This is a genomic window from Cellulomonas sp. P2_B4, from assembly GCF_056404795.1.
Genome location: NZ_JBFUDI010000009.1, coordinates 42,383 through 63,785 on the forward strand (window position 1 = coordinate 42,383; position 21,403 = coordinate 63,785).

Genomic DNA, 21,403 nt, shown 5'->3' on the forward strand with positions numbered 1-21,403 from the left:
CCCACGCAGCCCACCTCGCCGCCCGTCAGCGACGCCCGTAAGGCCGCGACCGACGCGCGCAAGGCGGCGGCGCACAAGGCTCGCCAGCGCGTGGCGGTGATCATCCCGGCGAAGGACGAGTCGCGACGGATCGCCGCGACGGTCCGCTCGGCGCGCGCGATCCCGCACGTCGACCTGGTCCTCGTCGTCGACGACGGCTCGGAGGACGACACCCAGCACGTGGCCCGTGAGGCCGGTGCGGTGGTCGTCCGGCACTCGCACAACCGCGGCAAGGCGGCGGCCATGGAGACGGGCGCGGCGGTCGTCGCGATGCGGGACGCCCCCGACCGCCAGCCGCGCATCCTGCTCTTCATCGACGGCGACCTGGGCGAGACGGCCGTCAACACGGCGCCGCTGGTCCCGCCGGTGTTCGAGGGTCACGCCGACCTGGCGATCGCGCTGCTGCCCCCGCAGCCGGGCGCAGGCGGCAAGGGGATCGTCGTCGGTGCCGCGAGGCGCGCTATCGCGTCGATGACGGGGTGGACCCCGACGCAGCCCCTGTCGGGCATGCGTTGCCTGACCCGCGCGGCGTTCGAGGCGGCGACGCCGCTGGCCCGCGGGTGGGGCGTCGAGACCGGCATGACGATCGACCTGCTGCGCGCGGGCTTCCGCGTCATCGAGGTGCCGTGCGAGCTGCGGCACCGACCGTCGGGGAGCGACTTCAAGGGTCAGGTGCACCGCGCCGCGCAGTACCGCGACGTCCAGCTCGCCGTGAACGCGCGTCGGGTACGCCGCGCCGCCGGTGCCGTGAAGCGCACCGTCACCCCGAGCCCGCGCCCCCCGCAGACCCACCGCTGACCCGCGCGGAGCGGGCCACCGGCCCACGAGACCCGCAACGTCCGCACACGTGGCCGCTACAGGCCACACGTGCGCGGACGTTGCTGGGAAGCGAGCTCAACGTCCGCACATGTGGTTGCCATAGGGCACACAGACGCGGACGTTGGGGGAAGTGAGCGTCCGCACGTAGAGGTGCGGACGTCGGGTCAGGGTGCGGGCGCGGGTGCCGGCGCGACGGGTGCCGGATCGGCGGGCGTCGGCTCCGGTGGCGCGGGCTCCGAGGGTGGCGCCGTGACCTCGTCGGGAACCGTGCCCTCCGGAGCGCCCAGCCGCCACTGGGCCGCGGCGGCGACGAGGCAGGGCACCGCGAGCGCGATGCCGGTGGCCGGGACGACGATGCCGGAGTCGTTCATGAGGAACCCGACGCCCAGGGCGGCAGCGATCGCGGCGACCGCGGGCCGCAGCAACGGGACGGCCTGACGCAGCCCGGCCATGGAGCCGCCGGTACCCATCAGCGAACCGCGACGCGGGCGCCCGCCGGCGATCACGAGCCAGGTCAGGGCCACGCCGCCGATCGCCAGCACGAGGTAGCGCCACGACGTCAGCACGCGCAGGTTGACGGAGATCTTGCGGCCGACGACGTCCCAGAGCCCGCCGTCGAGCACCGTGGCGAAGAACCGGCCGAGGTGCGTGCGGGCCTCGGGCGGCCGCAGCCAGTCGAGGACCGCGAAGCCGGCGACGACCGCGACGCCGACCACGGCGATCAGGGCCAGCGTCTTCCAGTTCACCTTCCGGCCGCTGACGACGATCGTCAGCATCGCGAAGGCGAGGATCAGCGCGGGCGGGCCGCCGAAGTCGCTGCCCAGGCCGGGCGTTCCGTCGACGACGACGAGCAGCAGACCCAGCAGCGCGACGAACCACGTGGCGAGCCGTCGCCGGCCACGCCTCAGCAGCGGGTCCGCGACCGCGACCGCCAGCAGCAGCCCGCCGGCCGTGAGCAGCGCGAACGCCTGGTTGCTCATCCCGTAGAACCGCGCGGCGAGCAGCCGGTGCGCGCCCATCGGTGAGTCGATGACGAGCGTCGACCCCGTGCAGGCGTCGATCACGAGCACTGCGACCGTGACGCCGGAGACGAGACCCGCGGGGCCCAGGAGATTCTTGCGCCAGGGTCCGACGAGGGCCGCGACGGTGATCAGCGCGATCCAGCCGATCAGCGTCCACCAGAACGAGGTGACGGGTCGGTCGGAGCGCCACCAGGGCACCACGTTGGTCAGGAACGATGCGACGGGCGCGGCGGCGAGGGCCACCGCGCCGACCCAGAGCACCCGCAGCGCGGGGCGCAGCGGTGCCTTGTCCGACCGGCCCTTGCGGGTCAGGATCACGGCCGCGGCGAGGAACAGGACCGCCTGGACCAGCACGAGTCGGGTCGAGTACGCGGCGCTCAGCCGGCCGATGAGGGACGCGTGCCGCTGCATGTCGATGAGGTACGCGAGCCGGCCGGTCGCGGTGGCCGGGCCGGACGTGGGCAGCATCTCGGCGCCGGTCAGGGCGGCCGCGGCGTCGTCGAGCCCGATGCCGTCGAGGAGCGTCGGGGTGACGTCGACGGACTGCACGAGTCCCTTCTGCCGGGTGGAGCCCGAGGTCAGCAGGTCCTCGGAGTACTCGGCGCCGTTCGGCGCGGTGCCCGTGGCGGCGGCGAGCTGGAGCGTCGCGCGGCCGGAGTCCGCCAGCGACACGACGAGCACCGTCGCCCCGGACTTGCGCGCACCGATCAGCGCGGCGCCGATCCGGTCGTCCATCGCCTGCACCTGCGACGCGCGCGTGGGCTCGGTGATCGCGTCGGGACCGGTGACCTCGGGCTCGGGCTCGACGACGCCGGGCAGCTCGGGCATCGGCTGCTCCGTGGCCGCGGGCTCCGGCCGGCTGGTCGTGGCGAAGCCAGGGTCCCGGATCGAGCCGCCGTCCAGGACGACGAGGGTGGAGGCCGACAGCGCGTCGCGGACCGCCCGGGTGATCCCTGACGCGGTCGTGGGGACGCCCGCGTGGGTACCCACGACGTGACCCGTGCTGTCGGCCAGCGCGATCGCGGCGCCCGGACCCAGGCCCGTGACCGGCGTGCCGGCGGCGGACAGGACGTCGCCGAGCATCCCGGGCTCGGCGCCGTACGACTCGTTCGCGGCGGCGTCGACGTAGTCCGTCCAGCCGGGCACGACGCCGTCGGCGGCCGGGCCGCGCAGCGTGCGGCAGGTGCGGTCGGCAGCGGGTGCGTCCGCGGCGCGCGTGCCGGTCGAGACGACGAGCCACCCGTCGACGGGGCAGGACCTCGCGGCCACGCTCCGGGCGGCCACCAGCCCGATGGCCCCCTCGCGCGACAGGTTCCACAGCGCGGGCGTCGTCAGCGTGGTGACGTCGTCCCAGCGCAGGCCGGTCACGCCCACGAGCAGGACGGGGGCGGCGGGCTCGGTGGCGGGTGCCGACGGTGCCGGGGCCGCCTGCGCGGGCGTCGCGAACGTCAGGGCGGCGACACCGGCGACAAGGACGAGCACCAGTGCGGGCAGCAGCCGACCCGTGAGTCGACGCCACAGCGGCGCGCGCAGGAGGACAGGGGTCGGCACCGTTCCAGCCTACGGGCGCACTACCCTCGACCCGGGCGCAGCCGTGTCGTATCGATGCAGCGTGCACCACATCTGCACGGCGTCGACATGCGTCGACATGCGCCGACGAAGACGGAGGACGACTCATGACGGACGCGCTGCCGCGGTACGCCTACCTCGGGCCGGCCGGCACGTTCACCGAGGCCGCCCTGCGCCAGGTGGTCGCCGCCGACGAGTGCATCGACCTGCCGGTGTCCGACGTCGCCTCCGCGATCGAGGCCGTACGCACGGGCGCCGCCGACTTCGCCGTCGTGGCGATCGAGAGCACGGTCGAGGGCGGGGTCACCGCCACTCTCGACAGCCTGGCGGCCGGCACCCCGCTGGTGATCCTGCGCGAGGTGCTGGTCCCGGTGCAGTTCACGCTCGCGGCCGCGCCGGGCGTCGCGCTCGCGGACGTGCGCCGGATCTCCGCGCACCCGCACGCCTGGGTCCAGACCCGGCACTGGCTCGCCGCACACCTGCCGGGCGTCGTGCACGTACCGGCGACCTCCAACACCGCGCCCGCGGCCCTGATCGCGTCGGGCGAGACGTCGCTGAGCTTCGACGCCGCCCTGGTGCCTCCGGCAGCCGTCGACTCGTACGGCCTGGTGCCGCTGGCTGAGCACATCGCCGACAACCCGTCCGCGCAGACCCGGTTCGTCGTCGTCGGACGTCCCGGGACGGTGCCGCCGCCCACGGGTGCCGACAAGACGACGCTCGTCGTGCACCTGCCCGACAACGAGGCCGGCGCCCTGCTCGCGATGCTCGAGCAGTTCGCGGTCCGGGGCGTGAACCTCTCCCGGATCGAGTCGCGCCCGATCGGCGACTCGCTCGGCCGGTACTCGTTCTCCATCGACGCGGAAGGTCACATCACCGACGAGCGCGTCGGCGAGGCCGTCATGGGGCTGCGTCGTCGGTGCCCGTACGTGCTGTTCCTCGGCTCCTACCCGCGCGCGGACGCCGTCGCGCCGACCGTGCACCTGGGCACCGCCGACGAGGACTTCGTCGGCGCCCGCGCCTGGCTGAACGCCCTGCGGGAGGGCACGACGACCTGAGGTCAGCCGACGGGTCGGGCTGCGTAGGCCCGCACGTGGGCGATGAGCTGCTTGCCGCTGTCCTTGCTGAGCGTGTCGCCGGTCCACGCCTCCTGGAGCTCCATGGTGCTGCCGTCACGGAACTCGAGACTCAGCTTCACCGGAATCTCCTTGTGCACGACCGCCGTCGCGAGCTCGTCGAACGGCACGAACCGGTGGTACGCAGCGAGCTGCACGACGGAGCCCGACCGCAGCACCGTGATCATGCGGTCCTTGCCCGACCCTGACTTGCCGGCGGGGATGGGCACCAGGAGCAGGCCGTTGTCGAGCACCAGAACGTCCAGCTTTGCTCCGTCCACCTTCATGCTCGCGATGCCGCCGACGACCTCGCCGCCGTGGGCGGTCGCCTTCTCGGCCACCTGGACCACGGAGTCGACGTCGACTCCGAGCTCGCCCAGCCGCGTCCGAGCCGTCGGCACGGTGGCGGGGTCGGCGGCCAGGGCGACCAGCGGGGCGACGTCGATCTCCGCACCGGCGGCGTCCGCGAGTGTCGCGGGGCCGCTCCACGAGTGCTGCCAGTGCGCGGCACCTGAGGTCACCAGCGAGCCGCTGATCGCGACCCGCAGCGCGTCCGTCAGGTCGTCGACGCCGATCTCCGCGCCCAGGGCGACCTGCTGCCCGGACTCGACGACGTCGAGGAGCGTGGCGAGGCTGCCCCGTGGCTCACCCGCGACGCGCGCGGCACCACGGAAGACGACGTCGACCGTCCGCTGGCGCTCCTCGGCGAGCGCGCGGGCCGTGAGCTCGGACCACTCGAGCTGGGTGCGGTTCTCGACCTTGAGCACGTGCTGCGCGACCGCCGCCGCGTGCCGGTCGAAGTTGTCGACCAGCGCCGTGGCGGGCCGGGAGTCCCGCAGCGGTGCGGGATCCGGCATGGTCTCCATCGCCGCGACGCGCGCCGCGATCGACGGGTGGGAGTCCCAGCGGGACTGCTCTGCGGGCGGTGCGTCGGCGCGCATGGTCTCGAGCTCGTCGGCGCGGCCGACGAGGAGCTCGCCGAAGCCGCCGAAGAACGCCTCTGCCGTCGGCGCGTACCCCGTCTCCCAGCCCATGTCGACGTAGCTGCCGAGGTAGAAGTTCCATGCGGCGTCGGCCAACGGGATCTCGCGCAGGGCGCTCTGGGCCGTCGCCCGGCCCGCCACCTGCACGGAGAGCTGGTCCGCCTCGAGCTCCTGGCGACGGTTCACCGCCGCCCCGACGACCAGGTAGAGCTTGGCGTACTGCTTCAGGACGATGCCGACGAGGTTGCCCTCGAGCTGCTCGACCGTGGCGCCGATGGCCTGCCGTCCTCGGTACGTGAGCGGGCCGAGGCGCGTGTGGCTGCGCGAGTAGTGCCCGAGCTCGTGCGCGATGACCGACCGCAGCTGCCCGACGTCGAGGACCTGGACGAGCGGGATGCCGAGGTAGAGCGTTCTCCGTCCGCCGACGAGGCCCAGGAGGCGGGTCTCCTCCGACACCGCGGCGTTCACGTCGGGCGCGAGGCGGATCTCGTCGGGGACGCGCGTGTCGGCGACGGTGGCGAGCTCGCGCACGGTGGCCCAGAGCGTCGGGGCGTCTGACTCCGAGAGCGTCGGGCCCGTCGGTGCCTCGGGGCGTGCGCGGGCCACCTTCCAGAGCGCGATGACGATCGAGATCGCGACGAACACCGCGGCGATCGCCAGCTTGGAGCCGTTGACCTCCTCGTCGTTCCGGAAGAACCACAGGCTCCACCAGACCATCAGGCCGAGCAGGCCGAACGCGACGAGGTAGAAGCCGGCGAGCATGACGACCGCGGTCGCGGCGCGCAGCGTCGTGGTCATGAAGAGTGCCCCCCTGATCGGCCGCTGTGCGCGGACCTGTGCGGCGGAGCGTAGCGACACACGCCGACCCGGGACCATCGGCCGGTCGGGTGACCGCCTCTAGATCGACGCCACCCGCACGACGAGCGCCCCAGGGTCGACACGGGCGCTGAGCTCGGCCACGCGTCCGACCACGTCGCCGTCCACCTGCACGTGCTCGCCGCCCTGGACCACGAGCCGCACCTCCTGCGCACGGGTGTGGTCGATGCGGCCGATCTTGGCGGGCAGGTCGTTGCGGACGCCCACGCCCTGCATCATGACCTCGCCCCACAGCTGCGCCCATCCGGCGATGCCCGCGCGCGTGTCGATCGCGGCGATGTCGAGCCAGCCGTCGTCGAGGACCGCGTCGGGCAGGAGCGTGATGCCGCCGGGCAGCTTGCCGCAGTTGCCGATCAGCAGGCTGCGCAGGCGGGCGGACGACATGGGCTGGTCGTCGAGCCGCAGGTGCATGCGGGTCCGCCGGCCGTGGAGGTGCTTGAAGCCGGCGACGAAGTACGCGATCCAGCCGACGCGACGCTTGAGCTGCTCGTCGGTGTCGGCCACCATCGCGGCGTCGAAGCCCAGGCCGGCGATGACGAGGAACAGGTAGTCGCGCAGCGCCTCGGTCTCCGGGTTCGCGGTGCCGCCGTCGACCTCGGACTCCCAGGTGATCACCTTGAGCCAGCCGACGTCGATGGTCCGGTCGCGGCCGTCGAGGGCGATCCGCATGGCCTCGAGGGGGTCGCTGAGCGGCAGGTCGAGGTTGCGGGCCAGCAGGTTCCCGGTGCCCAGCGGCATCAGGCCCATCGGGATCCCCGTGCCGACCAGGCCCTCGGCGACCGCGCGCACGGTCCCGTCGCCGCCGATCGCGACGACGACGTCCGCGCCCTCGGCCACGGCCTTGCGGGCCTGCCCGATGCCCGGGTCGGCGATCGTCGTCTCGTACCAGAGCGGCTCCTGCAGGTTCCGCTCGCGGCGGCTGCGCTCGATCGCCGCCTTGAGCAGTGCCACGTCGGGTTTGGACGGATTGGCGACGAAGGCCACGAGCTGGCCCTTCGCCTCGACGTCACGGGCGAGCTGGAGGGCTCGTCGGTGGGCGCTCGCGCGGGGCGACTCGATCCGTCGGCGCAGCTCCTTCTTGCGCAGCCAGAGCGCCAGGACGAGGAGCAGCGCCGCGAGCACGGCGATGCCCAGGCTCACCCCGACCCAGGCCTGCCATGTCATGGGCAGAATCTACGGCCCCGCAGGCCGGATGCATCAGCGGATACCCGGCGCGGCCCCTCTGTGGAATGCGGTCGGGGGCTTCCGCCGAGGGTCGGTAGGGTCGGGGGGTGATCGATCTGAGGCTCCTGCGGGAGGATCCTGACGTCGTCCGGGCGAGCCAGGCGGCGCGTGGCGACGACCCCCACCTGGTCGACCAGGTGCTCGACGCCGACGCGCGACGACGCTCCGCGCTCACCGAGTTCGAGACGCTGCGCGCCGAGCAGAAGTCCCTCGGCAAGCAGGTCGCGCAGTCCCAGGGCGACGAGAAGCAGGCGCTGCTCTCGCGCGGCAAGCAGCTCGCCGAGCAGGTCAAGGCGCTGCAGGCCGACGCCGACACCGCCGAGGCCTTGGCCACCGAGCTGAGCCGGAAGATCTCGAACGTCGTCGAGGAGGGCGTCCCCGTCGGTGGTGAGGACGACTACGTCGTGCTCAAGCACGTCGGCGAGGGCCGCGACTTCGCCGCCGAGTACGGACCCGACTTCGTCGTCCAGGACCACCTGTCGCTGGGCGAGGGGCTCCAGGCCATCGACACCGTCCGGGGCGCCAAGGTGTCCGGCGCGCGGTTCTACTACCTGACCGGGATCGGTGCGCGGCTCGAGCTGGCGCTGCTGAACGCGGCGGTCGACAAGGCGCTGAGCGCCGGGTTCACGCCCGTGATCACCCCGACGCTGGTCAAGCCCGAGATCATGGCCGGCACCGGGTTCCTGGGCGCCCACGCCGACGAGATCTACCACCTGGAGGCCGACGACCTGTACCTCGTCGGAACCAGCGAGGTCGCCCTGGCCGGCTACCACTCGGGCGAGATCCTGGACCTGTCGAACGGCCCCAAGCGGTACGCGGGCTGGTCGGCCTGCTACCGGCGCGAGGCGGGGTCCTACGGCAAGGACACCCGCGGGATCATCCGCGTCCACCAGTTCCACAAGGTCGAGGCCTTCAGCTACACGACGATCGAGGACGCCGCCGACGAGCACCGCCGCATCCTCGCGTGGGAGGAGGAGATGCTCGCGCTGGCCGAGCTGCCCTACCGCGTGATCGACACCGCGGCCGGAGACCTCGGCTCCAGCGCCGCGCGCAAGTTCGACTGCGAGGCCTGGCTGCCCAGCCAGCAGCGGTTCCTGGAGCTCACGTCGACCTCCAACTGCACGACGTTCCAGGCCCGCCGCCTGGGCGTCCGCGAGCGCACGGCCGACGGGTCGATGCGCCCCGTCGCCACCCTCAACGGCACGCTCGCGACGACCCGCTGGCTCGTCGCCCTGCTGGAGAACCACCAGCTGGAGGACGGCTCGGTGCGCGTCCCGGTGGGGCTGCGGCCGTACCTCGGAGGCCTCGAGGTGCTGGAGCCGGTGCGATGACGCCCCGCTCGACGCCGACCGGCCTCGTAGCGCTCGACGTCGACGGCACGCTCATGACCTACGACGGCGTGATCTCCGCGGACGTCGTCGACGAGGTCGGGCGCCTGCGTGACGCGGGGGTGCACATCGTCCTGGCCACCGGGCGCGGGGTGCACTCGGCCGTCCCGGTCGCGACGGAGCTCGGGCTCTCGCACGGCTGGGTCGTCTGCTCCAACGGAGCGGTGACGGCGCGGATCGACCCGTCGACCGCACACGGCTACGAGGTGACGCGCACGGTCACGTTCGACCCCGGCCCCGCCCTGCGCGCGATCGTCATGGAGCTGCCCGACGCGCTCTACGCGGTCGAGGACCTCGGCGTCGGGTTCCGGGTCTCCGGCGACTTCCCCGAGGGCGAGCTGTCGGGCGAGCTGGAGCGGGTCTCGTTCGAGGAGCTCACCGACACGCCCGCGACCCGCGTCATCATCCGCGCCCCCAACAGCAGTCCCGACGATTTCCACGCGGTCGTCGCGCGGGTCGGCCTGCACGAGGTCGAGTACGCGGTCGGCTGGAGCGCGTGGCTGGACCTGACGCCGGGCGGCGTCTCCAAGGCCAGCGCGCTCGAGGAGATCCGGCGCGAGCTCGGCGTCGAGCCCCACTCGACCGTCGCGATCGGCGACGGCAGCAACGACATCCAGATGCTGCGGTGGGCGGCGCGCGGCGTCGCCATGGGTCATGCGCCCGAGACCACGCGCCTGGCCGCCGACGAGGTCACCGGGAGCATCGAGGACGACGGCGCGCTCGCGGTCCTGCGCAGCCTGGTGGCCTGACGACGCCGGACGCGATCCCTCCGGGCCCTCGTCGGACCCTCGGGTTTGACCGCCTGACCTAGCCTTTCCCCGTGCCCGCCCCGCTGCTGTTCGCCCTGTCCGGGCTGACGCAGTACCTGGGCGCCGCGGTGGCCGTGCGCGTGTTCGGCACGCTGACCCCCGCCACCGTCGCCTGGCTCCGGGTCTCCGTGGCCGCGATCGTCCTCCTGCTGTGGCGCCGGCCGTGGTCGACGCGAGGTCTGTGGACGTGGCCCGCGCTGCGCACCGCGATCGTCTTCGGCATCGTGCTCGCGGCGATGAACGTGACCTTCTACATCGCGATCGACCACCTGCCTCTGGGCACGGCGGTCGCCATCGAGTTCCTCGGCCCGGTGGCCGTCGCGGCGTTCACGGGCCACGGCTGGCGCGACCGCGTCGGCATCGCGATCGCGGCGCTCGGGGTGGTCCTGCTGGCGGGCATCTCGCTGACCGGCGGCTCGGACGCCGTGGTCGGGCTCGTCGCGATCTTCCTGGCGGCGGCCTGCTGGGCGGCCTACATCCTGCTCGGACGGCGGGTCGCGCGCGGCCGGGCCGGGGGAGTGACGGGCCTGTCCGTCGCGATGGCGGCCGGCGCGGTCGTCTTCGCGCCGTTCCTGTCCGCCGGCGCCGTGCCCGTGCTGCACGACTGGCAGCTGGCGCTGCTCATCGTCGCGATCGCGGTCTGCTCGTCGGTGATCCCCTACGCGATCGAGCAGCTGGTCCTGCGCCGCGTGCGCGCGGCGACCTTCGCGGTGCTGCTCGCGATGCTCCCCGCGATGGCGGCCCTGGTCGGTGCCGTCGCCCTGCAGCAGGTGCCGCACGGGCTCGAGGTGGTCGGGCTGCTGCTGGTGAGCGGCGCGATCGTCCTGACGGGGCTGGACCGCGAGGACGACCCCTCCGAAGAGGCCCCGCCGCCCGCCTGACCACGACACCGTGGCGACCCGGCGCTCGGACACGAACGTCCGGGCCAGCGAGCGCCCGGACGCACGGACAGTTCTAGAGGTACTGGCCCGTCGAGCGCTGCGGGTCGTCCTCCGTCGCCAGCGGCATGCCCGGCGGGCGGGAGCCCGGGGGGAGCTGCCGACGCGGGCCGCCCACCTGGACCTGGTTGCCCATCTGCTGCACCACGAGCGCGGTCTGGATCCCGTGGAACAGCCCCTCGAGCCAGCCGACCAGCTGGGCCTGGGCGATCCGCAGCTCGGCGTCCGACGGCGCCTGGTCCTCGACGAACGGGAGCGTGATGCGGTGCAGCTCGTCGACCAGCTCCGGCGACAGCCCCTCCTCGAGCTCGTGCAGCGACCGCTCGTGGATCTCGGCCAGCCGGATCCGGGCGGCGTCGTCCAGCGGGGCGCTGCGGACCTCGTCGAGAAGCTGCTTGATCATCGTGCCGATCCGCATGACCTTGGCGGGCTGCTCGACCAGCGAGCCGATGTCCTCGGGGGCATCCTCGGGCTCTGGCCCGTCCGACGGGCTCACGACGACGACGCGCGGGGTCTGGGGCTCGCTCTCGCTCATCTGGGCATTCTGTCCGACGAACCTGGATCCGCCCACCGCTCGCGGCGTGCCGATGCGGCCCGTGCCCGCCCGTTGGTCGTCGTCGGAACAATTCGTCCAATCTCGTTAGGGTGGGCCGCATGGCCTGGCTGACAACCCCCGCCCATGCCCGTTGGCTCGAAGGTGAGACCGACCGGCTCCTCGACTTCGGACGGCGCAGCGTCGTCCCCGGCGGCTTCGCCCGGCAGGACGAGGTGGGCGAGCCCGTCGACGGACCGCTCGAGCTGTGGATCGCGTGCCGGATGACGCACGTCTACGCGATCGGGCACCTGCTGGGCCGCCCCGGCTCCGCCGCGGTGGTCGACCACGGGCTGGACGCGCTGCGCGGTGCTTTTCACGACGTCGAGTTCGGCGGCTGGTTCGCCGAGGTCTCGCGCGACGGCACGCCGGTCGACACCGCCAAGGCCGCCTACCCGCACGCGTTCGTCATCCTCGCGACATCGTCCGCGACCGCGGCCGGCCGCCCGGGTGCGCGCGAGCTCCTGGACGAGGCGCTGGCCGTCTCCGAGAAGCACTTCTGGGACGACGAGGCCGGCATGTCGGTCGAGGAGTGGGACCGCACGTTCTCCGACCTCGACGGCTACCGCGGCGTCAACGCCAACATGCACACCGTCGAGGCGTACCTCGCCGCGGCCGATGTCACGGGCGACCGCATCTGGCTCGACCGCGCGCTGCGCATCATCACGACCGTGGTGCACCGCTACGCGGCCGAGAACCAGTGGCGCATCCCGGAGCACTTCGACTCCGCCTGGACCGCCGACCTCGACTACAACATCGACGAGCCCGCGCACCCGTTCCGTCCCTACGGCGCGACGATCGGGCACTGGCTCGAGTGGTCGCGCCTGACGCTCCACGCCCGCGCGGCCGTGACCGCCGCCGGCGACGTGGCCCCGGCGTGGATGCTGACCGACGCCACCGCCCTGTTCGACGCCGCGGTGGCCGAGGGCTGGGACGTCGACGGTGCCCCCGGGTTCGTCTACACGGTCGACTGGTCCGGCGAGCCCGTCGTGCGCGAGCGCATGCACTGGGTCGCGGCCGAGGCCGTCGGCGCCGCCGCCGCCCTGCACGCGGCGACCGGCGAGCAGCGGTTCGACGACGCGTACACGCAGTGGTGGGAGTACATCGGTGCGCACCACCTCGACCGCGTCGGCGGGTCGTGGTGGCACGAGCTCGGCACGACGAACGAGGTGTCCCGGACGGTCTGGGCCGGCAAGGCCGACCTCTACCACGCGGTCCAGGCCACGCTCATCCCGCGCCTGCCGCTGACCCCGGTCATCGTCCCGGCCCTCGCGGCCGGCCTCCTGGACTGACCTCCGCGACGTCCGCACTCGCGGGGCCCATGGCCCACACGAGTGCGGACGTCGCTGTCTCTCCTGGCGTGGGCGATGACGCGTCGTGCGTCAGGGGATCAGGAGGACCTTGCCGAAGGCCTCGCCGGACTCGAGGAGGCGGTGGGCCTCGGGGGCCTCGTCGAACGGGACGCGCGCGTGCACGACGGGGTGCACGGAACCGTCCTCGACGAACGGCCAGACGTGCCGCCGGACCCCGTCCATGATCGCGACCTTCTGATCCAGCGGCCGCGACCGCAGCGTCGTGCCCAGGACCGCGGCCCTCTTGGCCATCAGCGCCGACAGGTCGATCTCGCCGCGACGACCCTTCTGCAGCCCGATGACGACGAGGCGGCCGTCGTCGGCGAGCATCGCGAGGTTCTCCGCGAGCCCTCCCGCGCCGAGCACGTCGAGGATGACGTCGACCCCGTGGGTGTCGGTCGCGGCGAGGACGCGGTCGGGCAGGCCGGGCAGGCGGTGGTCGAACGACGACGCCGCACCGAGCGCTCCGAGGCGAGCCGTGCGCTGCGGGCCGCCGGCGGTCGCGAGGACCGTGGTGCCGAGGGCGTGCGCGATCTGGACGGCCAGCGAACCGATCCCGCCGGAGCCTCCGCGCACCAGCAGCGTCTCGCCGGGCGAGAGGCGGGCGGCCCGGAGGTTGGACCAGACGGTCGCGACCCCCTCGGGGAGCGCGGCGGCGTCGATCGTCGAGACCCCGTCGGGAACCCGCAGGACCAGACCGGCGGGGACGACGACGCGCTCGGCGTACCCGCCGCCGGGCAGCAGGGCGGCCACCTGGTCGCCGACCTGCCAGCCGTCGTCGGCCACACCGGGACCGACCGCGACGACCGTGCCGGAGACCTCCAGCCCGGGCCACGCGGGAGCGCCGGCGGGCGGTGGGTACTGCCCGAGACGTTGGAGGAGGTCGGCGCGGTTGACCCCCGCGGCGGCGACCTCGACGGTCAGATCGTCGGGGCCGGGCTCGGGCTCGGGCACCTCCGCGACGGCCAGGACCTCCGGGCCGCCGGGTTCGCTGATCACGACCGCACGCACGACCGCACAGTAACTCTCGACCAGATGCGCGCATTTCGAGGTACCGAACGGTAGGTTCCGATCGTCTCGGACCCTGGACCAACCCCCCGTTAGCACAGGTGACCCGCACGCCGGGAGCAACTTCTCGTATCCCAGCGGGTGACGTCCGTGGCAAACTCTGGCCGCGGGCTAATGGTCAGACGCCCAAGAGCCGATGACTGCGAACGGGACTCCTCGTGGGTCGACAGACGCTGGACCGGATCGACCTGGTGGCAACACCCGTTGTCGGAAGACGGAAAGGAACGACATGCTGCGACGGCTCGGCATTCGCGCCAAAGTGATGGCTGTCCTTGCCGTCCCCATGCTCGTGATCTTCGGCACGGGTGCATACATCTCGTACGTCGCGCTCCAGGAGCTGCGCTACGCGAACGCCGCCGTGGGTGTCGTCGACACCCTGCAGGCCTACGCGCCGCTGGCCTCCTCGCTCGAGACGGAGCGCACGCTGTCGCTCACCGGTGGCTCCCCGGAGCAGATCGCCGAGGCCCGCAAGGCCACGGACTCCGCGCTCGCCGCCGTGAAGCCGCTGACCGCGGCGCTCGACTTCGACGAGTTCCCCGACGCGGTCGTCACCGAGTTCCAGGACGTCCAGCTCGCGCACAACACGCTGCTGCCCGCCGTCCGCACGCTCGTCGACATCAAGTCGCAGCGCGCCGTCATCATGCGCGACTACTCGGACATCATCACGGGCCAGATCGCGCTCATGGAGCAGGTCTCCAACAGCCTCAAGGACCGTGGCCTCGCGGCGTACATCACCTCGTACCGCGAGGTCGGCGACGTCTCGGACAACCTGGTCACCGAGCTCATCGACGGTGTGTCGGTGCTCGCCAGCGGCGGTGCCAACCAGGCGATGGTCCGTGGGTACGGCAACCAGGCCGCGGCCACCGAGCTGGCCCGTACCCGTGCCCGCAACGAGGTCGACTCGCTCGCGCAGCCCGGCCTCGCGCTGCCGACGAAGGACCCGACCTCCAACTTCACGCGTATGCGGGCCATCCTCGCCAGCGGTGACGGCTCGACGTTCGGCCAGGTCGACCCGAACATCTGGGTCAAGGAGATCCAGGACCAGACGACGAACCTGTCGAACCTCAACGAGGAGATCCTGAACCAGGCCGAGGTCGTGGCCAAGCAGGCCGCCACCGACGCCCGCAGCCAGGCGCTCATCACGATCGGTCTGGCCATCGCCGCCGCTCTGGTGTCCCTGTTCTTCGCCCTCGTCGTCGCTCGCGCCATCGTCGTCCCGCTGCGACGCCTGACGGTGGCCGCCGGTGAGGTCCAGGAGCAGCTGCCGCGTCTCGTCGAGCAGGTGGCCGTCCCCGGTGAGGGCCCCGAGATCACGCTCGAGCCCATCCCCGTCACGTCCCGCGACGAGGTGGGCCAGCTGGCCCGCGCGTTCAACTCGGTCAACCAGACGACCGTGCAGGTCGCCCAGGAGCAGGCCGCTCTGCGTGGCTCCATCGCTGAGATGTTCGTCAACGTCGCCCGCCGCGACCAGGTCCTCCTGAACCGGCAGCTGTCGTTCATCGACTCCCTCGAGCGCGCCGAGGAGGACCCCAGCACGCTGGCCAACCTCTTCCGCCTCGACCACCTCGCCACCCGCATGCGTCGTAACGCGGAGTCCCTCCTCGTGCTCGCCGGCATCGACACCGGCCGTCGTCTGCGCGACGCCATGCCGCTGTCCGACGTCGTGCGTACGGCCTCCTCGGAGATCGAGCAGTACGACCGCATCGAGCTCGACCTGCAGGTCGACCCGCACATGCACGGCTTCAACGCCCTGGGCGCGGCGCACATGCTCGCCGAGCTCCTCGAGAACGCGACGATCTTCTCCGAGCCGGAGACGCCCGTCACGGTCACCACCGGTGTCTCGGGCCAGTACGTCGTCGTCCGCATCCTCGACCACGGTCTGGGCATGAGCGAGATCGAGCTCGAGGCCGCCAACTCGAAGATCGAGTCCACGTCCGCCAGCGACTCCCTGGGCAACCAGCGCCTCGGCCTCTTCGTCGTCGGCCGCATCGCCCAGCGCCTCGGTGCTGACGTCAAGCTGCTCAAGGCCTCGCACGGCACCGGCACCGAGACGATCGTGCGCTTCCCCGCGACGCTGTTCGTCGCGACCGAGACCGCGCTGTACGGCAACGGGGCCCCGGCCGCGCTCGCCGCCCCCCGCGTCGACCCGGGCCTGCCCCAGATCGAGGCCCCGCTCGTCGAAGAGGTCGACCTCGCGGCGCTCACCGACGGCCAGACGCCGCTCGGCCTGCCGAAGCGCCGCAGCCGCGACGACGACGCGTCGGTCGACGAGGGCCCGATCCCGGTCACCGAGATCCAGCCGGCTGCCACGCTGCCGTCGCGCTCCAAGAAGACGTTCGACGAGGACAACCTCGTCCTGCCCGAGGCACCCGACGGCCACATCGCGCCCGAGATCTCCGCGGCCGCGCTGGGCTCCGACTGGACCCCGCCGACCGCCGCCCCCGCGGGCGGTGGCCTGCCGAGCCGCAGCCGCGCCTCGACCCCCGCCTGGGCCACGCCCGAGGAGCCGACCACGACGAGCAGCGCGGCCGCCCCGGCGCCCGCCGCACGTGCCGGCCTGTTCTCCGGCTTCCGTGGTCGCACCGCCGAGCAGATCGCCGCAGGCGAGGGCGAGGCCGAGTCGACCTCGAACGTCCGCGCCCCGTGGATGTCCGCCGGTGCGCACGCAGCTCCCGTCGAGCCCATGGTCATCCCCTCGCTCGCCGACGACGAGGACGACTCGTGGGAGGCGCAGGAGGCCGAGCACCGTGAGGCCGCCTCGATGGAGGCTGCCGCCGAGATCGTGATCGCCGAGCACCTGACGCAGGGCGAGGACGTCGCCGTCTTCGAGCCCGACCCCTCGTGGGCCCCGCCGAGCGCGGAGGACGCCCCCGTCTGGGAGCCCACCCCCGCGTGGGAGAGCCCCGCCGCCGAGGCCGTCGACGCCCCGACGTGGGAGGCCCCGGTCGCCGAGGACGCTGCCGCCTGGGCACCGCCCGCCGTCGAGGACGCCGTCGCGTGGGAGGCCCCGGTCGTCGAGGAGGCGCCGGTCGCCGAGGACACCCCGGTCGCCGAGGACGCCCCGTCGTGGGACGCCCCCGTCGCCGAGGAGACCCCGTCGTGGGAGACCCCCGTCGCCGAGGACGCTCCCGCCTGGGACGCCCCCGCAGCGGACGACGAGATCGCTCCCGTGTGGGAGGCGCCCGTCGCCGAGGACGCACCGGTCGCCGATGAGGCACCCGTTGCCGACGAGGCCGTCTGGGAGCCCACGCCCGCCTGGGCAGCCCCCGTCGCCGAGTCGGTCGTCGAGACCGAGGCCGCCGTCGAGGACACCGCGGTCTGGGAGCCGACCCCCGCGTGGGATCTCCCGGCCTCCACCGAGGTCACCACCGAGTCCGCTCCGGCGCTCGAGGTCCGGCCGGCCGCCGAGGCACTGTCCGAGGAGACCCCGGCCTGGGAGGCGCCCGTCGTCGACACCGACGCCTGGAACCTCGCCGTCGCCGAGTCGCCGGCCTGGTCGCCGATCGTCGCGTCCGAGCTCTCGGCCCCGGCCGAGGCCGTCGCCGAGCCGGCCGCCTTCGAGCCGGCTGCGTTCGAACCTGCCGCGTTCGAGCCGGCGGCCTTCGAGCCGGCCGCCTTCGAGCCGGTCAGCGCAGAGCCCGTCGAGTCTGTCGTCGAGCCCGAGCCCGAGGCCGTCCCGGTCGCCGAGGTCGAGACCGTCGCGGAGGCCGCCCCGGTCGCCCCCGTCCAGTCCTTCACGAGCTACAGCGGCTACGCCGGCTGGGCTGCCCCGGCAGCCGAGACGCCCGCCGCGTACGTGCCGTTCGAGCGGACGCTCGACGAGGCGCGGGCCTGGCACACCGGGTCGATGCCCGTCGTGCCGGAGCCGGTCGCCGAGGTCGAGCCTGTCGCCGAGGTCGAGCCCGTCGCGGAGGTCGAGCCCGAGACTCCCGCCGTGGACGCCGCCTGGCCGACGCCCTCCTGGGAAGAGGCCGCAGCGCCGGTCGACGCCGAGGCGTTCGTCCTGCCGGAGCCCGTCGTGTTCGACGTCGTCGCCGATGTCGAGGAGCCCGTCTGGACCCCGGCCGAGGCCGAGGTCGCCGAGGCACCCGTCGCCGAGGGGACGCCCGCCTGGGCCGCACCCGAGGCCGACGCCCCGGCGTGGCCGACGTTCGAGGAGGTGCACCCGGAGGTCGAGCAGCCGACGCAGCTCTTCACGCCGATCGAGGCCGAGGCGGCCGTCACGGCCGACGAGCAGGCCTTCGAGCCGTCCTCCTTCGCGCCGACCTACGAGCAGCCGTACGCACCGTCGTTCGACCAGCAGCAGCCGGTGCCCGTCGCCGAGGCCGCCCCGGTCGCCGAGGCTCCCGCCTGGGCCCCCGAGGCGCTCGCCGCCGTGGCCGCCCCGGCACCGCAGACCGCCTTCGGCGAGCTGGTCCAGCCCGCCACCGAGGACTCGAAGGGTCGTCGTCGCTGGGGTCTGTTCGGCCGCAAGAAGGCCGACCAGCCGGCAGCAGCAGCACCCGTCGCTCCGGTCGCGCCGGCCCCGGCCGCCTTCGAGGTCCCGGTCAGCCAGGTCGCCCCGGTCCGCACGTCGGCCTGGACGGCGGAGGCTCCGGCCCCGGCCGCGCAGCCCGAGCCGCAGACGTGGATGGCGTCGACCAACCAGTGGTCGGCTCCCGCCCCCGTCCAGACCGCCTTCCCCGAGGCAGAGGCGGCGCCTGCGCCGGTCGCGCCCGTCGCCCCGGTCGTCCCCGAGCACCCGTCGGCCGGCTCCTGGTCGCCGCCGGACTGGAACTCCCGCCCGAACCCCGCACCGCACTCGACGGTCCCGCAGCCTGCGCTGCCGCCGTCGGTCGCCCCGCGGGTCGGCACGCTGGACGACGAGGTGGCCGCGATGCTCGCGCTGCGCTCGGACATCCAGGAGCAGGCGCTCTCCGAGCTCTCCCAGCTGTCGGCCTACCGGCCGTCCGCGTCGGGTGGCTCCGCCGAGCGACTGACCAAGCGTGTCGCCCAAGCTGTCCCGGCGTCGACGATCGCCGAGGACGAAGGGAAGCCCGTGCAGCGAGACGCGGACCAGCTCCGCTCGCGCCTGTCGAGCTTCCAGTCCGGGACGAGCCGGGGCCGCCAGGCCTCGGAGGATCCCTCCAGCCAGAACGGCGAGAGCTGATGACAGACGTTTTTCTCTCAACATCCCCCTCAACCGTCGTCCCAGCCCTGGTGACGTCTGACCCCGCAGTCATCGACTGCACCAGCAAGGAGGAAGTGTGACCGCGCTCAGCACCGAGGCAGCCAACTTCGGCTGGCTCCTGGACAACTTCGTCCGGACCGTGCCCGGCACTCGCCACACACTCGTGGTGTCTGCGGACGGTCTTCTCATGGCGATGTCCGAGCAGCTCGACCGCACCAGCGGCGACCAGCTCGCGGCCATCGTCTCGGGAATGTCGAGCCTTACCCGTGGCGCAGCGCGCCAGCTTCGTGCGGGGGAGGTGCGTCAGGCGATCATCGAGATGGACAACTTGTTCCTCTTCCTCATGAGCGTCTCGAACGGCTCCGTCCTCGCCGTTGTCGCCGAGTCGTCCTGCGACGTGGGACTCATCGGCTACGAGATGGCGATGCTCGTGTCCCGTACCGAAGCCACGCTCACCCCGCAGCTCATCTCCGAGATGCGTGGACAGCTCCCCGTCGACGGCGCCACGCGCGCTCCCGTGGCCTGAGCCGACGGATCCCCGACGATGAGTGAGCACATCGAGTACGAGGCCAGAACGGTCCGGCCCTATGCCGTGACCGGTGGCCGCGTGCGCTCGGCGCGCTCCGACCTGCCTCTCGAGGCACTGGTCGAGGCGATGCCTGGCGCAGTCGCCAGCCAGGGTCTGCCGCCCGAGAAGCGGGCGATCCTGCAACACGCAGCGTCGAACTACATCTCGGTCGCCGAGCTGTCGGCCCTGCTCCACCTGCCCCTGGGCGTGATCCGGATCCTCGTGTCCGACCTCGCCGAGCAGCAAGTCGTGCGTGTGCACACCTCTCAGCCGGTCGAGGTCAACACCGGTGAATCGCCTGCCCTGTCCCTCAGCGTGCTGGAGAGTGTTCTCAATGGCATTTCCGCCCTCTGACGCCGCTGTGGCCGCTCCGGCGGGCACGGCAGGAAGCGTCGCACCCACAGTCGTCAAGATCGTCGTCGCGGGCGGCTTCGCCGTCGGCAAGACGACCTTCATCGGTTCCATCTCGGACATCGAGCCCCTCAACACCGAGGCCGCGATGACCGAGCACTCGGTCGGCGTCGACGACGCCGGCGGTGTGTCGGACCGCAAGACCACCACGACGGTGGCGATGGACTTCGGTCGCATCGCCCTGCCGGGGTCGCTCTGGCTCTACCTGTTCGGTACCCCTGGCCAGGACCGGTTCCTGTTCATGTGGGACGACCTGGTCCGCGGTGCCATCGGCGCCGTCGTCCTGGTCGACACCGACCGGCTCGACCAGTGCTTCCCGGCCGTCGACTACTTCGAGAGCCGCGGCATCCCGTTCGTCGTCGGCGTGAACTGCTTCGACGGCGTCGCCAAGCACCAGCTGGACGACGTCCGTGACGCCCTGGCGATCCCGGCGCACGTGCCGGTGCTCTACACCGACGCACGGTCGCGTGCCGCCACCAAGCAGGCGCTGATCTCGCTCGTGCAGCTCGCGATGGAGCGTCTGCGCAGCCGGTGAACCGCTGAGGTTCCACCACGACCGCGGCCGACCCCTGCAGGGGGGTCGGCCGCAGTCGTGCCCGGGCAGCGGTACCCGGCGAGCACGTAGGGAATCATGTGACGATGCCCCCCGATCCCGTCCCCTCACCGCGCTCCGGCGGTGACGACGACGAGGGCACCCTGCTCCCGCAGCCGCGCGCTGCGTCGGACCCGCCCGATCCCACGCCGCCCGCTCCCGTCGACGAGGACGCGCAGGACGCGGGCGACGAAGCCACGCCCGAGGCTGACGCTCCACGCGACGAGGACGGCGACGGACCGGCACCCGTCGAGGAGCCGGCACCGGGTCCCCTCGCCACCCCGCGCCCGCCGCTGGACGACGAGCCGAGCCCGCCGCCGTCCCTCGTCGGGGACCCGCGGCCGGCGCCCGACGACGAGCCCAGCCTGCGTGCCGTGGTCGGACCCAATCCTCCGTCCACCCCAGCCCTGCCCGCCCGCCGCGTGTACGCGGACGGTTCCGCGCTCGCGCAGTACGTGGTGGGCTCGTCGAGCCACGACGACTGGCTCGCGTGGGCTCACGACCACGAGGACGAGCTGGTCACGACGCCGCTGGGCCTGACGGAGCTACGCCGGTTCGCCCTCCCGGGCGGCGTGGAGGCCCGCGGGGTCGCGCGGGAGGTCGAGGAGCGCGTGACGGTGGTCCGGTTCTCCGACCAGACGCTGCGGGCGGCGACGAAGGTGTCGGGTGTGCTGCCGCCGTTCACGGCGCTGCACATCGGGGCCGCTCTCGCGCACCCGGAGATCGTCGCGGTGGCCACCTACGAGACTCAGCTGGCGCGGGTCGCGGCCCTGCACGGCTATCTCGTCGTCTCGCCAGGGCTGGCGCCGTTCTGGTGGGAGACCGGCGACTGAGGCGCGGCCCTTCCGTGACGTGCAGGTTCGCGCCTAGG

Annotated in this window: 16 protein-coding genes; 11 read left to right on the top strand and 5 right to left on the bottom strand. The window is 73.1% G+C overall.

Translation table 11 applies throughout. The features are described 5' to 3' along the window. Positions 1-90: 90 nt before the first annotated feature. Positions 91-837 carry a glycosyltransferase family 2 protein gene (locus AC1DZC_RS15190; protein WP_477040702.1) on the top strand — a complete coding sequence of 249 codons (747 nt, stop codon included), beginning with the start codon at positions 91-93 and terminating at the stop codon, positions 835-837. Positions 838-1,022: 185 nt separating this feature from the next. Here the strand turns inward: AC1DZC_RS15190 and AC1DZC_RS15195 are convergent, their stop codons facing one another. Beyond that, positions 1,023-3,431 carry a hypothetical protein gene (locus AC1DZC_RS15195; RefSeq protein WP_477043859.1) on the bottom strand — a complete coding sequence of 803 codons (2,409 nt, stop codon included), beginning with the start codon at positions 3,429-3,431 and terminating at the stop codon, positions 1,023-1,025. Between the two features lie 125 nt (positions 3,432-3,556). Between AC1DZC_RS15195 and pheA the strand changes: the two genes are divergently transcribed. Continuing rightward, positions 3,557-4,504: a prephenate dehydratase gene (gene pheA, locus AC1DZC_RS15200; RefSeq protein ID WP_477043860.1), complete on the top strand. Its 948-nt coding sequence runs from the start codon at positions 3,557-3,559 to the stop codon at positions 4,502-4,504. A gap of 2 nt (positions 4,505-4,506) precedes the next feature. Here pheA and AC1DZC_RS15205 read toward each other — a convergent pair whose 3' ends face one another. Then, positions 4,507-6,342 carry a M48 family metalloprotease gene (locus tag AC1DZC_RS15205; protein WP_477043861.1) on the bottom strand — a complete coding sequence of 612 codons (1,836 nt, stop codon included), beginning with the start codon at positions 6,340-6,342 and terminating at the stop codon, positions 4,507-4,509. Between the two features lie 99 nt (positions 6,343-6,441). After that, complete coding sequence (locus AC1DZC_RS15210) at positions 6,442-7,584, bottom strand: diacylglycerol/lipid kinase family protein (RefSeq protein ID WP_477040694.1); 1,143 nt, start codon at positions 7,582-7,584, stop codon at positions 6,442-6,444. Positions 7,585-7,691: 107 nt separating this feature from the next. Between AC1DZC_RS15210 and serS the strand changes: the two genes are divergently transcribed. The 3 genes from serS (at position 7,692) to AC1DZC_RS15225 (ending at position 10,722) form a co-directional block, all read left to right on the top strand. Next, positions 7,692-8,975 (top strand): serine--tRNA ligase, encoded by a 1,284-nt coding sequence (serS, locus tag AC1DZC_RS15215; protein ID WP_477043862.1) that lies wholly within the window; start codon positions 7,692-7,694, stop codon positions 8,973-8,975. Continuing rightward, positions 8,972-9,781, top strand: a complete 810-nt coding sequence (locus tag AC1DZC_RS15220) for an HAD family hydrolase (protein ID WP_477043863.1) — start codon at positions 8,972-8,974, stop codon at positions 9,779-9,781. Before serS ends, AC1DZC_RS15220 begins: the two co-directional genes overlap by 4 nt. A gap of 71 nt (positions 9,782-9,852) precedes the next feature. Then, the gene (locus tag AC1DZC_RS15225) at positions 9,853-10,722 is read left to right on the top strand and encodes an EamA family transporter (protein WP_477040691.1); all 870 of its coding nucleotides are present in this window, start codon (positions 9,853-9,855) and stop codon (positions 10,720-10,722) included. 73 nt (positions 10,723-10,795) lie between these two features. On the opposite strand, the gene AC1DZC_RS15230 is transcribed toward AC1DZC_RS15225, so the two are convergent. Next, positions 10,796-11,314, bottom strand: coding sequence for a bacterial proteasome activator family protein (locus AC1DZC_RS15230; RefSeq protein ID WP_477040690.1), 519 nt, complete (start codon positions 11,312-11,314; stop codon positions 10,796-10,798). 119 nt (positions 11,315-11,433) lie between these two features. On the opposite strand from AC1DZC_RS15230, the gene AC1DZC_RS15235 reads away from it, so the two are divergent. Continuing rightward, positions 11,434-12,663, top strand: coding sequence for an AGE family epimerase/isomerase (locus AC1DZC_RS15235; protein ID WP_477043864.1), 1,230 nt, complete (start codon positions 11,434-11,436; stop codon positions 12,661-12,663). Positions 12,664-12,753: 90 nt separating this feature from the next. Here the strand turns inward: AC1DZC_RS15235 and AC1DZC_RS15240 are convergent, their stop codons facing one another. Next, positions 12,754-13,734, bottom strand: coding sequence for an NAD(P)H-quinone oxidoreductase (locus AC1DZC_RS15240; RefSeq protein ID WP_477043865.1), 981 nt, complete (start codon positions 13,732-13,734; stop codon positions 12,754-12,756). Positions 13,735-14,053: 319 nt separating this feature from the next. On the opposite strand from AC1DZC_RS15240, the gene AC1DZC_RS15245 reads away from it, so the two are divergent. The 5 genes from AC1DZC_RS15245 to AC1DZC_RS15265 all read left to right on the top strand — a co-directional run bounded on the left by AC1DZC_RS15245 (position 14,054) and on the right by AC1DZC_RS15265 (position 21,365). Then, complete coding sequence (locus AC1DZC_RS15245) at positions 14,054-18,940, top strand: HAMP domain-containing sensor histidine kinase (RefSeq protein WP_477043866.1); 4,887 nt, start codon at positions 14,054-14,056, stop codon at positions 18,938-18,940. A 97-nt stretch (positions 18,941-19,037) separates the two neighbouring features. Next, the gene (locus tag AC1DZC_RS15250) at positions 19,038-19,487 is read left to right on the top strand and encodes a roadblock/LC7 domain-containing protein (protein ID WP_028051268.1); all 450 of its coding nucleotides are present in this window, start codon (positions 19,038-19,040) and stop codon (positions 19,485-19,487) included. Between the two features lie 18 nt (positions 19,488-19,505). Continuing rightward, positions 19,506-19,883, top strand: a complete 378-nt coding sequence (locus AC1DZC_RS15255) for a DUF742 domain-containing protein (protein ID WP_477040686.1) — start codon at positions 19,506-19,508, stop codon at positions 19,881-19,883. Further along, complete coding sequence (locus AC1DZC_RS15260; RefSeq protein WP_028046055.1) at positions 19,864-20,475, top strand: GTP-binding protein; 612 nt, start codon at positions 19,864-19,866, stop codon at positions 20,473-20,475. Before AC1DZC_RS15255 ends, AC1DZC_RS15260 begins: the two co-directional genes overlap by 20 nt. A 104-nt stretch (positions 20,476-20,579) precedes the next feature. Further along, positions 20,580-21,365, top strand: a complete 786-nt coding sequence (locus tag AC1DZC_RS15265) for a type II toxin-antitoxin system VapC family toxin (RefSeq protein WP_477043867.1) — start codon at positions 20,580-20,582, stop codon at positions 21,363-21,365. The last annotated feature ends 38 nt before the right edge of the window (positions 21,366-21,403 follow it).